This is a genomic window from Micromonospora sp. NPDC047557 (assembly GCF_043205095.1).
Classification (GTDB): Bacteria; Actinomycetota; Actinomycetes; order Mycobacteriales; family Micromonosporaceae; genus Micromonospora.
Genome location: NZ_JBIDDK010000001.1, coordinates 468,107 through 480,458, shown reverse-complemented (window position 1 = coordinate 480,458; position 12,352 = coordinate 468,107). Strand labels below are relative to the sequence as shown.

The window sequence follows — 12,352 nt, the reverse complement described above, 5'->3', positions numbered from 1 at the left end:
GTCGCTACGCTGCTAGGTGATGACGCTGCGGAACCTTATCTACTCCGTGTACGAGCGCCGGCTCACGGCGAAGCTCGCGGGCAAGCCGGTGCCCCGACACGTCGGGGTGATGTGCGACGGCAACCGCCGGTGGGCGAGGGAGATGGGCTTCGTCGACCCCAACGACGGGCACCGGGTCGGCGCGGCGAAGATCAAGCATGTCCTCGGCTGGTGTGACCAGGCCGGCATCGGGCACGTGACCCTCTACCTGCTGGCCACCGACAATCTGCGCCGCCCGGCCAGCGAGCTGGACCCGCTGCTGCAGATCATCGAGGACCTGGTGGTGGAGTTGGCCGAGGAGGGCAACCCCTGGCGGCTGCGCATCGTCGGCGCGCTGGACCTGCTGCCCGCCCAGACGGCGGCGGCGCTCAAGGGCGCCGAGGAGCGCACCCGGGACCGCAGCGGCGGCGCGGAGGTCAACATCGCCGTCGGCTACGGAGGCCGGCGGGAGATCACCGACGCGGTCCGTTCGCTGCTGCTGGAGCACGCCGCCTCGGGCGGCACGATCGAGGAACTGGCCGAGGTGCTGGACGTCGAGCACATCGCCGAGCACCTCTACACCCGCGGCCAGCCCGACCCGGACCTGGTCATTCGCACCAGCGGGGAGCAGCGGCTGTCCGGTTTCATGCTCTGGCAGTCCGCGCACTCGGAGTTCTACTTCTGCGAGCTCAACTGGCCGGATTTTCGGCATATCGACTTCCTGCGCGCGCTGCGCTCGTACGCCACCCGTCAGCGCCGGTACGGCGCCTGAACCCTCCTGCGGGCGCAGGAGAGCCCGGTCAGGGCAGCCGGGTCAGGGCCCGGGTGAGGAAGTCACCCAGTGCGGCCGGGGACTCGATGGTCAGGTCGGCGGCGTTGGCCACCTCCTGACCGGTCTCCGGGTTGGCGACGGCCACGCAGACGCCGAAGAAGTCCGGGTCCGCCTCGGCGCGGGCGCGTAGCGCCGCGAACGCCTTGATGTCCGAGACGTCGTCGCCGAAGTACCAGGCGCCGGTGGCACCCTGGACCACCTCGCCGATCACCATGCCCTTGTCCCGGTCGACGGGCGGCTTGAGCTCCAGCACCATCCGCCCGGCCTGCACCCGCAGTCCCAGCCGGTCGGCCTGCGCCTGCCCCCACTGCTGCACTGTCGTGCCGAGCTGCGGCGCGGTACGCCAGTGCAGCGCGACCGAGAGCCGCTTGAACTCGACGAGCGTGCCGGGTGGCAGCTCCGCCCGGGCCAGGTCGGCCAGCTCGGCCATGGTCGGCACCCACGGCAGGGCGGTGGGCTCGGTGACGGTCTCGCCTCCGGAGTGGCTGTGCTCCAGGCCGTAGAGACCGTAGAGGTCGACGCCGCTCAGCTCGCCGAGGCGGTCCCGCAGGAACTCCACGGGCCGCGCGGAGACGATCGCGATGCGCTGCACCACCGGGGCCAGCGCCTCGATCGCGGCGAGGGCGTTGGGCGCGGGGCGGACCGCGGTCGGGTCGTCGTCGACGGGCGCGAGTGTGCCGTCGAAGTCGAAGAAGAGCACGGTCCCCGCCGCCCGGCCGGCAGTGACCTGCCATGCCTGATCGGCGTTCAACGGGGTCCTCGGCTGGTGGTTGCCCAGATTCAACGGCGGCACGCGCGTCAGCGTACCCCGGCGTTGAGGGCTCATTCCTGGCCGAGCACCACCGCTCGGCGGCGCGGGATCAGCGTTCGGCGGCCCCTCGTCCGCGTCGTCCGAACGGCACCACCGCCGCGTCCTGCCCGTGGCTGAGCAGGTAGCCCTCCACGAAGCCGGTGTTGCGGTCCCCGGTGCGGGTCTCGATCTCGTTGAGCCGTGCCACCAGGAACTCGGTGAGTGCGCTGATCCGGTCGTTGAGCCGCTCGTGCAGCTCCGCGACGACGGCCAGGATGACCGCCGTGCCGGCGCTGATGAGCGCGAGAAGGTTGACGAGCAGCGGCAGCTGCCCACCGTTGACCGCGAGGGTCACCACGTTGCCGGTCGCCCACAGTGTCATCGACACCGTGGCGACCACGACTGCCCACCACTTCAGGGTCATGGACAGACCCCTCCTTATGTCCCGCAGGGCTGGGTTCGGCCTTGTCCCGTCCCCCCGCCGATGACGAGCCCAAGCAGTACGAGTACGGACGCTAGCGTGCCCGTTCCGACCCCGGAGGGAAACGAATGAACCTGACCAGGCGTTCTTTCGCCATCTGAGGAACTAGCCTGCCTGATTGCCTCTATTTCGGACATCGACCGGCAACGTTGGGCGGTATGCGAGGTATCTAATGGTTTCGCGGATGTGGAACTTCTCCGCGTCCGACACGTTCGGATCGACGAGGCGGCGCAGCAGGGCCTCCACGTCCGGGTCCATCGGTGGGGCCGGCTGACCGGCGCGGGGGCCGGTCGCGGTGCGGTCCCAGCCGAGCGCGGCGAAGGCGGCGGCGGGATTCAGGCCCAGGCCCTCGCAGAAGGCGACGACGCGCTCTGCCTCGGGGTCGCTCGCCCAGTCCCCACGGACCCACCGGTTGATGGTCTGCCGGGAGACGCCGGTACGTCGGGACACCTCGGTGCCGCTCCAGGCCCGCGTCGCCCGCGCCTCGTCGAGGGCGCGCCGGACGAAGGTGGCGAAGGCGATCTTTCGCGCATTGGCCGTCTCGGTCACCCCGTGACGGTACGGCCAGCCTGGCTCGGGCGTACGCCCAGGCACGCTGCTGTCACGCGGACGTGACGGCTCATTCGGATTCGCGGTAAACGATCCAGCGCCGCTCTGGAGGGGTGTCACCCGGGCAGAATAGATGCCCGTAGTGGCGAATGTAAGAGGACGAAAAGCTGATACTGTCACGCTCATGGGACAATCTACGGTGTGTCACGTGCATGAGACGACTGGTGCTCGCATGCGTCACGCCCCCGGCGCCGAGGGGGTGTGGTGACCGAGCTCGCCACCCGAGCCCAGGCCTTCGGGCTGATCGCCGAGGGAGTGGCCGCGGGGCTGAGTGCCCCGTGGCGCCTCTATCTCGCCCGAGGCTGCCGATACCTGTCGCTGAGCGTGGGCGACCGCACCGAGTGGAACGCCTGGCGTACCCACCTCGGCTGCCCCGAGTTGAGCGTCCGGGTCTACGACGCCGGCGGGGAGATTCGCCGCTCCTCCGTCGCCGAGGTCGTGGTGGACGGCTGCCGGATCAGCGTCGAACTGGTCGAGGAGGTCAGTACGGACGACTTGGACCGGCTGCTGGTCGCGGATCCCACCATCGACCCCACCGCGGTCGAGCCGGAGGAACGATGAGGCGGCGTCCGGGCCGGGTCGGGGCCGCCCGATGAGCCCGTTCCTCGTGGTCTTCCTCGTCCTGGTGCTTGGTGCCACCAGCTACGCGGCCGGCCGGCTGCACGGGCAGCTCAGCTACCGCATCGGCTACCGCTTCGGCTACCGGCAGGGCTACTTCGACGGTGACCGGGGCGCCTGGAACCGGCGTCGACGCGACGCCCAGGCGGCGATCGCCTCCGCCCTGTCGGTCTCCTCGGCGGGGGCCGTCCGCTCCGCCGGCACGGTGGCCCGCCCCGGCACCACGTACACCGGCTCGTCGTTCACCGCGCCGGCCGCCCCCATCACCGGGCGGCACCCGACCGGCACGCTCGTCCGACGGACCGGCTGAGCCGGCCGGCGGGCCGCCGCGAGCGGTCCCGCCGACCGGCGCCGAGGAACGCGGTGCGTCGTCCGCGGCGGACACGCACCGTCGGGGCCACGTCAGACCGGTGACGGTGGCCCCGCCGGCCGGGATGCGCGCAGGGGGCATGCATCCCGGCCGGCTTGCCGCACCGTGCCGCCGGCTTCGCGGGTCGCCGTTGCTGGAGATCCACGATCGCCCCTAGCCGGGACGGTCCGCCGCCGCTAGCGTCTAGGCATGGCACGGGGTTCTCCCGGGCCAGCCGGTCCGCCCGGATCTGCGACCTCGCGCACGGGGTTCCGCATCCGACCCCGTGTCCCCGGGCACCGGACGAGGCGGAACACGGGTGGCCGGGTGCCCATCCGTCGGAGCAGGCCTGTGACGACTCGCCGTACCACCGCCGGTGCCGACCAGACCCCGGCCGCGACTGCCACGACCCGCCGTGCCCCCCGGAGCCGCCGTAGCGCGGCAACCGCGCCGGCCAACCCCAAGGAGCCGCGACCAGCGGGCCAGGCGTTCGTTCTGGACACGTCCGTGCTGTTGTCCGATCCGGCGGCGTTCCACCGCTTCGCCGAGCACGAGGTGGTGCTGCCGCTGGTGGTCATCACCGAGCTGGAGGGCAAGCGGCACCACCCGGAGTTGGGCTGGTTTGCCCGGCAGTCGCTGCGCATGCTGGACGAGCTGCGGATCCGGCACGGCCGGCTGGACACGCCGGTGCCCGCCAACGACGCCGGCGGCACGCTGCGGGTGGAGCTGAACCACACCGACGACGGCGTGCTGCCTCCCGGGTTCCGCACCGAGAGCAACGACGCCCGGATCCTCTCCGTGGCGCTCAACCTCGCCGCCGAGGGCCGGGACGTCACGCTGGTCAGCAAGGACATGCCGCTGCGGGTCAAGGCAGCCTCGGTGGGTCTGCGCGCCGACGAGTACCGCCACGGCCAGGCCAGCGACCCGACCTGGACCGGCATGTCCGAGCTGGAGTTGGGCGAGGAGCAGATCTCCGCGCTGTACGCCGGCGACACGCTCGACGTCGACGAGGCGGCGGGTCTGCCCTGCCACACCGGTCTGGTGCTGCACTCGTCGCGCGGCTCCGCGCTGGGCCGGGTGCTGCCGGACAAGTCCGTCCGGTTGGTTCGGGGCGACCGGGAGGCGTTCGGCCTGCACGGCCGCTCGGCCGAGCAGCGCGTCGCCCTCGACCTGCTGCTCGACGAGACGATCGGGATCGTCTCGCTGGGTGGGCGGGCCGGCACCGGCAAGTCGGCGTTGGCGCTCTGCGCCGGGCTGGAGGCGGTGATGGAGCGTCGCCGGCACAAGAAGGTGATCGTCTTCCGTCCGCTGTACGCCGTCGGCGGTCAGGAGCTGGGCTATCTGCCCGGGTCGGAGTCGGAGAAGATGTCGCCGTGGGCGCAGGCGGTCTTCGACACGCTCGGCGCGGTGGTGCACGAGAACGTGCTGGAGGAGGTCACCTCGCGGGGCATCCTCGAGGTGCTGCCGCTGACCCACATCCGGGGGCGCAGCCTGCACGACGCCTTCGTGATCGTGGACGAGGCCCAGTCGTTGGAGCGCGGCGTGCTGCTGACCGTGCTGTCCCGGATCGGGCAGGGCTCGCGGGTGGTGCTCACCCACGATGTCGCCCAGCGGGACAATCTGCGGGTCGGCCGACATGACGGCGTGACGGCGGTGATCGAGGCGTTGAAGGGTCATCCCCTCTTCGCCCACGTCACGCTCAGCCGGTCGGAGCGCTCGCCGATCGCCGCGATGGTGACTGACCTCCTGGAGGACATCCCATTGTAATGGGCACTTTGTAGGCTTTCGTCCAGATTCTGGATGTGGCGCAGATCACAAACATGCCGGTTGGTTTCCCATCAGTCTCACTGTGCGCGATGGTGTCCCACGAGCGCCCACGCACCACAGGCATCGTTGGTGATCGTTCGTCCAGGCTCTGGGCGGCATCGGTGACGGTCGGTGCGTCGGCGCGACCGGCTCACCGGTCGGGGCGCTCACGGCACGGCTGAGGGCCACCTGGCCTGGCGCCGCGTCGTGTCCTTGCCCCCAACGAAGGGACCACTTCGTGAGTCGGCTGTGGAGCCGGTTGGGCGCCCGTACGGCCGCTGTCGCGCTGCTCTCCGTGGGCGTCGCCGGTGGCTTCTATCTGGGCCAAGACCGGGAAACCCAGCAACAGGGACTGGCCGCGCAGGAAAGCGTCGAGGTCGACCGGATCGACTTCGCCTACCAGCGCGAGCGCCAGGCCAGCCACCAGGTCGCGTTCGCCCGGCAGCGGGCCGCCGAGTACCAGGCCAAGCTGCGGGCGGCTCAGGCCGCCAAGGAGGCCGCCGAGCGGGCCCGCCGCGCCGAGGCCGCCGCGGCGTCGCGCAAGCGCGAACGCGAGGCCGCCGCCAAGGAGGTCGCCAAGCCGTACGACGGGGAGATCCCGGCGTCCTGCGAGGAGTACAGCGGCAACCGCAAGATCGGCTGCGCGCTGATGATCGAGGCGGGCTTCGGCATCGCCGAGTTCCCCTGCCTGGAGAAGCTCTGGACCAAGGAGAGCGGCTGGAACCACAAGGCCAGCAACTCCTCCTCCGGCGCGTACGGCATCCCGCAGTCGTTGCCGGGCAGCAAGATGGGCTCGATCGCGGACGACTGGCGGACGAACCCGGCCACCCAGATCAAGTGGGGGCTGGGCTACATCAAGGGTCGGTACAAGACGCCCTGTGGCGCCTGGAGCAATTTCCAGAACAACGGCAACTACTGACGTCGCGAACGGCGGGGCGGGTGGGCGACTACCCGCCCCGCCGTCGTGCGTACGCCCGGTGCGTGGGCGGGACGCGAGTGGCGGTCGGCCCCTTTTGCTGATAGCAGTTGGGGGGTGACCCTGCCACCGCCCAACGGCGACCCCTACCGGTTCGGCACCGAGGCGTTCTACGCCGCCCTCGGCCGGGCCTTCGTCGCCATGTGCGCGGTGGTCCCGTTCCTGTTTCTCATCGAAGCCGTCGACCAGGGGCTCGCGTTCGGCCTGGACGCGACCGCCGGCATCATCCCGCACCGCATCGACGGCCTGGACGGGGTCTTCTTCTCGCCGTTCCTGCACCACGGCTTCGACCACCTCTACAGCAACAGCATCCCGCTGATCCTGCTGGGCACCTTCGTGCTGGCCGCCGGTGCCCGCCGGTTCCTCTGGTCGACCCTGATCATCATCCTGGTCAGCGGGCTCGGGGTCTGGTTCACCGGCTCGCCCAACTCGGTGGTGGTCGGCGCCAGCGGGGTGATCTTCGGTTACCTGGGCATCCTGCTCACCCGCGGCATCGTCGAGCGCAGTTGGTGGAACTTCGCCGTCTTCCTGCTCGTCGGTCTGCTCTACGGCTGGCAACTGGTCGGCATCCTCCCCACCGACGAGCGGATCTCCTGGCAGGGCCACCTGTTCGGGCTGCTCGGTGGCGTGGTGGCGGCGATCCTGTTCCGCCGTCGTCGGCCGGCCGTGGACGGCCCGGACTACTCGGGGTCCACCCTCAGCCTGCCCTGACCTGCTCCTCGGCGCGCCCCTGGGACATGCTTGCCGGACCGCTGCGCCCCGCCTACCGTCGAGATCAGCAAGCGTTGATCCGTGAGCGGAAAGCGACGGTACGCCATGCGCGAGGTCGATGTCGCCGTGATCGGGGCCGGTCCAGCCGGCCTCTTCGCCGCGTACTACGCCGGGTTCCGAGGGTTGTCCGTGGCGGTGATCGACGCGCTTCCGGAGCCGGGCGGCCAGGTCACCGCCATGTACCCGGAGAAGTTGATCCTGGACGTGGCCGGCTTCCCCGCCGTGAAGGGCCGCGACCTGGTCGCCAACCTGGTCGCCCAGGCGGCGCCCTTCAACCCGCAGTACCTGCTCGGCACGAGGGCCGAGAAGCTGTCGTACGCCGATGACCGGCCGGTGCTCGGCCTGGCCGGCGGCGAGCAGCTCGGCTGTGGCGCGGTCGTGGTCACCGGCGGGCTCGGCAGCTTCAGCCCACGGCCACTGCCCTGCGCCGACGGCGCTCCCGGCGCCGGCATCGTCTACTTCGTCACCGACCCGGCCGAGCTGACCGACCGGGACGTGCTCATCGTCGGCGGCGGCGACTCCGCCTTCGACTGGGCGCTGGCCCTGCAACCGCTGGCCCGCTCGGTGACCCTGGTGCACCGGCGGGAGAAGTTCCGGGCACACGCCTCGACGGTCGCCCGGGTGCTGTCGCTGCCGGTGCGGGTGGTGGTCAACGCCGAGGTCACCCGCCTGATCGGCGACGCCACGGTGACCGGCGCCGAGGTGACCGTACGCGGTGGCGCGGCCGAGACCCTGCCGGTGGACACGGTCGTCGCCGCCCTCGGCTTCACCGCCGACCTGGGCCCGCTCGCCGAGTGGGGCCTGCGGCTGGACCGCCGGCACATCCTGGTGGACAGCGCCATGGCGACGAACCTGCCGAGGGTCTTCGCGGCCGGCGACATCACCGAATATCCGGGCAAGGTGCGGCTCATCGCCACCGGCTTCGGCGAGGCCGCGACGGCGGTCAACAACGCGGCGGTCGCGATCGACCCGAGCGCCCACCTGTTCCCCGGGCACTCCTCCGACGCGGGCTGACCGTCGGTATCGGACACACACCGGCGCGTGTCCGGACCGAGACGCGCCGGGTCGATCCTGAGGGCATGACGGGGCCCGAGACATCGCGTGACGGCGCACCCACGACGCTGGCGTGGCTCTGCCACCCGGCCACTCTGCTGGCGCTGGTCGTGCTGCTGGTCAACGACCACGTGTTGAAGGCGGCGTTTCCCGGCCTGCTCACCGGCAAGCTGAGTGACGTCGCCGGCCTGGTGCTCGCCCCGCCGCTGGTGGCGGTGCTGTTGACGCTCCTGGTGCCGCGGCTGCCGGCCCGGGCGGCCGCGCAGGTCGGCCTGGTCGCGGTGGGCGCCGGGTTCGCGGTCGTCAAATCCAGTGGGTACGCCGCTGAGCTCGCCTCCTCGGCGTGGACCGCGCTGGCGGGGCCGTCGCTGGTCCGGGCCGATTGGACCGATCTGCTCACCCTGCCGGCGCTCGGGCTGGCGTGGTGGGCGTGGACGCGGGCTCGGCGACGACCGGTGCGGCACCGAACGGCCCGGCTGGTCCGGCTGCTGATCGTGCTGCCACCGGCGGTGCTGGCGGTGGCCGCCACCAGCGCGGTCCGCTACCCGTACGCGCTCGGCACCACGACGCTCGACGGCCACCCGGCGATCTCGGTCGGCGACGGCTTCGGCACGAGCTGGCCGGACGAACCGGCCGGCGGCCAGTGGTCGGTCAGCGACGATGGGGCGACCACCTGGCGGCTCGCCACCGACGGCGAGTCGGAACGACTGGACGCCCAGGATCCATCGCGCCGGCAGGCGTGCGCACCGGACGAGCCCCGGCGCTGCTACCGGGTGGCCAGTGGGCACCTACGGGTGGAGCAGAGCGACGACGCCGGCGTGACCTGGCAGGTGGCCTGGGAGGTGTCGGACGCGCGGCGCGAGGAGCTGGCCCGCCGGTACCCGAGCCCCGGCGACGTCCGCCGGCACTTCTCCTCACGGGAGTTGACCGTCTATCCGCACGCCGGGGGTGGCCACGAGGTGCTGGTCGCCAACGGTCGGGACGGATTCCTGCGCCGTCTGGCGGACGGCGGTTGGCGGCGCGACGGCTTCCTCGGCGAGCCCAGCGGACTGGTCGGCGCGGACGAACTGCCCCCGCTGGACGACGGCGGGCCGGTGCAACGCGAGACGGATCTGCTGCTCGCCATCGTGCTCGCGCTGCTGCTCGGCTGCGCGGTCGCCGTGGTCGCCGGTCACCTGGCGATCCGCCGTGGCGGCGGTAGCCGCTGGTGGGGGATCGCCGGTGCGCTGACGATGCTGCTGGCGGGGACGGTGCTGGAGGCCACCTGGTCCCGCCACGACGACATGAGCACCGTGTTGGCGGTGCTGGTCGGCGTCGTGCCGTTGGCCGCGGTGGCGGTGGCGGTGCTGCTCCTCGTCCCGTGGGTCGGCAGCGCGCCGGGCCGTTGGGTCGGGTGGACAGTGGGCGACCTCCTGCTCACCGCGATCCTGGCCGGGCTGCCGTTGGCCGGCTGGCTGAACGGCAACCCGGCCCAGATCCGGGTGGCCGTCGCGCTGGCCCTGCTGGCCACCGTGCCGGGACTGGTGCTTGCCGTCCGACTCGCCAGGTTGGTCGGCTCGGCCCGTGACGAGAACCGACGCGACACGCCGCCCTATCCGCCCCATCGACCCCTGCCGCCGCGGGTGCCGCTCGGCTGACGCCTGATGCGGCCCCGGACGTATCTGCGGGCGGGTTGTGTCAGGGCGGGAGTCAGTTGACCGGGTAGATCTTGGACACTTTGCGTTAGCAGCTAACGGAAAGTGTCCAAGATTGCCAGCGATGGCGGGTGAAGCGGCCCGGGTCGTGCCGCGCGGGGGAGCACTGGTCGTGTGTTGTTGCTTACCGTCAAGGCATGGATCTGGTCGGCGTTGCGGAGATCCGGGACATGCTCGGCGGGATCAGCCGGCAGCGCCGACCCAACCAGGACTGAGCCGACACCCCGGCGTCGGTCAGCGGCGGGCGGGTGGTGCCAGCGCGGCGATCAGCACCGCCACCATGGCCAGCGCGGCCCCGAGCAGGGTGTTCACGCCGGGGTGCGAGGCCGCGGTGGGCAGCACCAGGTCCAGCAGGACCGCCCCCACGATCTGGCCGGCGATGGTGGCCAGGCCGAGCAGCAGCACACCCGTGAACCGCACGATCGCCGCGGCGATCGCGATGAACACGATGCCGATGGGGCCGCCCAGGTAGAGCCACGGCTCGCTCGGCAGGTGTCCGGTCGGCCAACCTCGTACGGCGAGGTCGATGGCGAACGCGACGAGCAGGGTGGCCGTACCCACGGCGAAGTTGACGAGCGTGGCGGTCAGCGTGTGGTCGGCCGCCGCCCGGACCCGGCCGTTGACCGCCTGCTGCCAGGCGGTGCCCACCCCCGCCAGTAGCGGCAGCAGGGCCAGCGCCAGCGCGCCCGGCGCGCTCAGCCGGTCACCGACCGCAAGGCCGACCGCCAGCACGGTGAGGACCGCGCCGGCCAGCCGTTGCCGGGTGATCGGCTGCTGGCCGGTTGGACCGATGCCGGCCCGGTCCACGGCGAGGCTGCTGCCGGACTGGCCGGCGACCACGGCCACGGTGAAGACCGCCACGCCCAACGTGCCGATGGTGAGCCCCTGCGAGGCCACCAGGAACGCGCCGCACATGCCGCCCAGGCACTGCCACGGCCGCAGCGCGCCGGCCGCGAGGGCACGCCGCAGCGTGACCAGCCCTCGTCGCCCGCCGGGGGTGGCAGGCACCAGCACGAGCAGCACCAGCAGGCCCAACCCGAACGAGACCACCGCGGCGGCGAAGCCGTCGGCCAGGCGTACGCCCAACTCGCCGTTGATGCGGGACTGCACCGCCACCGCGACCCCGGAGACCGACGCCAGCGCGACACCGGCGGTCCGACGGGTCGCAGAGAGGGTCTGCGGTGTCGCGGTGCCGGCGGTGGTCACTCCTGCTCGGCCAGCGGTCGACCGTCGAAGTCGATGGCGGAGTAGAGCGCCAGCTTCTCCAGCCGGTGGTACGAGTCGATCACCCGGATGGTGCCGCTCTTCGAGCGCATCACGATCGACTGGGTGTACGCGCCGCCGGCCCGGTACCGCACCCCGCGCAGCAGGTCGCCGGAGGTGACCCCGGTCGCCACGAAGAAGCAGTTGTCCCCGGTGACCAGATCGTCGGTGCCGAGCACCCGGTCCAGGTCGTGCCCGGCGGCGAGCGCCTTCTCCCGCTCCTCGTCGTCGCGCGGCCAGAGCTTGGCCTGCATCGCCCCGCCCATGCACTTCAACGCGCAGGCCGAGATGATGCCCTCGGGCGTGCCGCCGATGCCCATCAGCACGTCGACGTCCGACTCGCCCCGGGCCGCCGCGATGGAGCCGGCGATGTCGCCGTCGGAGATGAATCGGATGCCCGCCCCGGTCCGGCGGATCTGGCTGACCAGGTCGTCGTGGCGGCTGCGGTCCAGCACGCAGACCGTCACCTCGGACACGTCGGTGCCCTTGACCTTGGCGATCCGGCGCACGTTCTCGGCCACCCCGGCGTTGATGTCGATCACGTCGGCGTACGCGGGACCGACGGCGAGCTTCTCCATGTAGAAGACCGCGCTCGGGTCGAACATCGCACCCCGCTCGGAGACGGCGAGCACCGCGAGGGCGTTCGGCATGCCCTTGCTCATCAGGGTGGTGCCGTCGACCGGGTCGACCGCGACGTCCACCTCGGGGCCGGTGCCGTCGCCGACGTGTTCGCCGTTGAAGAGCATCGGGGCGTTGTCCTTCTCGCCCTCGCCGATCACCACGACGCCACGCATCTGAATGGAGTTGATCAGCTTGCGCATGGCGTCGACGGCGGCTCCGTCGCCGCCCTCCTTGTCGCCCCGGCCGACCCAGCGGCCGGCTGCCATCGCCGCGGCCTCGGTGACCCGGACCAGGTCGAGGGCCAGGTTACGGTCGAGATCCTGTGGGATCCGCGTCCTGGTGTTCGTCATGACGGCTGCTCCTCCTCGCGACGGTGCGGGGACGGCCGACGGCGGAGCGGTCCCGCTGCCGGCTTTGTCGCTGATCCTCACACGATGGCCGACCGGGCGTCGGCGCGGGGCGGTGATGGGC

The 12,352-nt window shown here is 71.8% G+C and carries 13 protein-coding genes; 8 read left to right on the top strand and 5 right to left on the bottom strand.

The window, feature by feature from the left end:
• Nucleotides 1-19: 19 nt before the first annotated feature.
• Complete coding sequence (locus ACGGAQ_RS02145; protein WP_234589120.1) at nt 20-790, top strand: isoprenyl transferase; 771 nt, start codon at nt 20-22, stop codon at nt 788-790.
• Nucleotides 791-818: 28 nt separating this feature from the next.
• Here ACGGAQ_RS02145 and otsB read toward each other — a convergent pair whose 3' ends face one another.
• From otsB to ACGGAQ_RS02130, 3 genes are all read right to left on the bottom strand, one after another.
• Entirely contained in the window at nt 819-1,643 is an 825-nt protein-coding gene (gene otsB / locus ACGGAQ_RS02140; protein ID WP_393043783.1) for a trehalose-phosphatase, read from the bottom strand.
• A 67-nt stretch (nt 1,644-1,710) separates the two neighbouring features.
• The gene (locus ACGGAQ_RS02135) at nt 1,711-2,064 is read right to left on the bottom strand and encodes a hypothetical protein (RefSeq protein WP_393043781.1); all 354 of its coding nucleotides are present in this window, start codon (nt 2,062-2,064) and stop codon (nt 1,711-1,713) included.
• 162 nt (nt 2,065-2,226) lie between these two features.
• Nucleotides 2,227-2,670 carry an XRE family transcriptional regulator gene (locus ACGGAQ_RS02130; RefSeq protein WP_204943358.1) on the bottom strand — a complete coding sequence of 148 codons (444 nt, stop codon included), beginning with the start codon at nt 2,668-2,670 and terminating at the stop codon, nt 2,227-2,229.
• Between the two features lie 264 nt (nt 2,671-2,934).
• Here ACGGAQ_RS02130 and ACGGAQ_RS02125 point away from each other — a divergent pair, with 264 nt between their 5' ends.
• The 7 genes from ACGGAQ_RS02125 to ACGGAQ_RS02095 all read left to right on the top strand — a co-directional run bounded on the left by ACGGAQ_RS02125 (nt 2,935) and on the right by ACGGAQ_RS02095 (nt 9,940).
• Entirely contained in the window at nt 2,935-3,291 is a 357-nt protein-coding gene (locus ACGGAQ_RS02125; RefSeq protein ID WP_354854093.1) for a hypothetical protein, read from the top strand.
• A 31-nt stretch (nt 3,292-3,322) separates the two neighbouring features.
• Complete coding sequence (locus ACGGAQ_RS02120) at nt 3,323-3,658, top strand: hypothetical protein (protein ID WP_007455629.1); 336 nt, start codon at nt 3,323-3,325, stop codon at nt 3,656-3,658.
• Nucleotides 3,659-4,048: 390 nt separating this feature from the next.
• The gene (locus ACGGAQ_RS02115) at nt 4,049-5,464 is read left to right on the top strand and encodes a PhoH family protein (RefSeq protein ID WP_393043780.1); all 1,416 of its coding nucleotides are present in this window, start codon (nt 4,049-4,051) and stop codon (nt 5,462-5,464) included.
• A 277-nt stretch (nt 5,465-5,741) separates the two neighbouring features.
• Nucleotides 5,742-6,422 carry a lytic transglycosylase domain-containing protein gene (locus ACGGAQ_RS02110; protein WP_393043778.1) on the top strand — a complete coding sequence of 227 codons (681 nt, stop codon included), beginning with the start codon at nt 5,742-5,744 and terminating at the stop codon, nt 6,420-6,422.
• Nucleotides 6,423-6,536: 114 nt separating this feature from the next.
• Nucleotides 6,537-7,190: a rhomboid family intramembrane serine protease gene (locus ACGGAQ_RS02105; protein WP_354854101.1), complete on the top strand. Its 654-nt coding sequence runs from the start codon at nt 6,537-6,539 to the stop codon at nt 7,188-7,190.
• Nucleotides 7,191-7,295: 105 nt separating this feature from the next.
• On the top strand, nt 7,296-8,264 hold the full coding sequence (locus ACGGAQ_RS02100) for an NAD(P)/FAD-dependent oxidoreductase (protein WP_393045619.1): 969 nt from the start codon (nt 7,296-7,298) through the stop codon (nt 8,262-8,264).
• A gap of 65 nt (nt 8,265-8,329) precedes the next feature.
• Entirely contained in the window at nt 8,330-9,940 is a 1,611-nt protein-coding gene (locus ACGGAQ_RS02095; RefSeq protein WP_393043775.1) for a hypothetical protein, read from the top strand.
• A 291-nt stretch (nt 9,941-10,231) separates the two neighbouring features.
• On the opposite strand, the gene ACGGAQ_RS02090 is transcribed toward ACGGAQ_RS02095, so the two are convergent.
• The gene (locus tag ACGGAQ_RS02090) at nt 10,232-11,203 is read right to left on the bottom strand and encodes a DMT family transporter (protein WP_393043773.1); all 972 of its coding nucleotides are present in this window, start codon (nt 11,201-11,203) and stop codon (nt 10,232-10,234) included.
• Complete coding sequence (glpX, locus tag ACGGAQ_RS02085; protein WP_393043771.1) at nt 11,200-12,231, bottom strand: class II fructose-bisphosphatase; 1,032 nt, start codon at nt 12,229-12,231, stop codon at nt 11,200-11,202. Before glpX ends, ACGGAQ_RS02090 begins: the two co-directional genes overlap by 4 nt.
• Between the last annotated feature and the right edge of the window lie 121 nt (nt 12,232-12,352).

What these genes read in the sequence shown, in the direction of transcription:
- ACGGAQ_RS02120 (WP_007455629.1), top strand. Translation starts at nt 3,323, where the DNA reads ATGAGCCCGTTCCTCGTGGTCTTCCTCGTCCTGGTGCTTGGTGCCACC.
- ACGGAQ_RS02135 (WP_393043781.1), bottom strand. Translation starts at nt 2,064, where the DNA reads ATGACCCTGAAGTGGTGGGCAGTCGTGGTCGCCACGGTGTCGATGACA.
- glpX (WP_393043771.1), bottom strand. Translation starts at nt 12,231, where the DNA reads ATGACGAACACCAGGACGCGGATCCCACAGGATCTCGACCGTAACCTG.
- ACGGAQ_RS02100 (WP_393045619.1), top strand. Translation starts at nt 7,296, where the DNA reads ATGCGCGAGGTCGATGTCGCCGTGATCGGGGCCGGTCCAGCCGGCCTC.
- ACGGAQ_RS02095 (WP_393043775.1), top strand. Translation starts at nt 8,330, where the DNA reads ATGACGGGGCCCGAGACATCGCGTGACGGCGCACCCACGACGCTGGCG.
- ACGGAQ_RS02145 (WP_234589120.1), top strand. Translation starts at nt 20, where the DNA reads ATGACGCTGCGGAACCTTATCTACTCCGTGTACGAGCGCCGGCTCACG.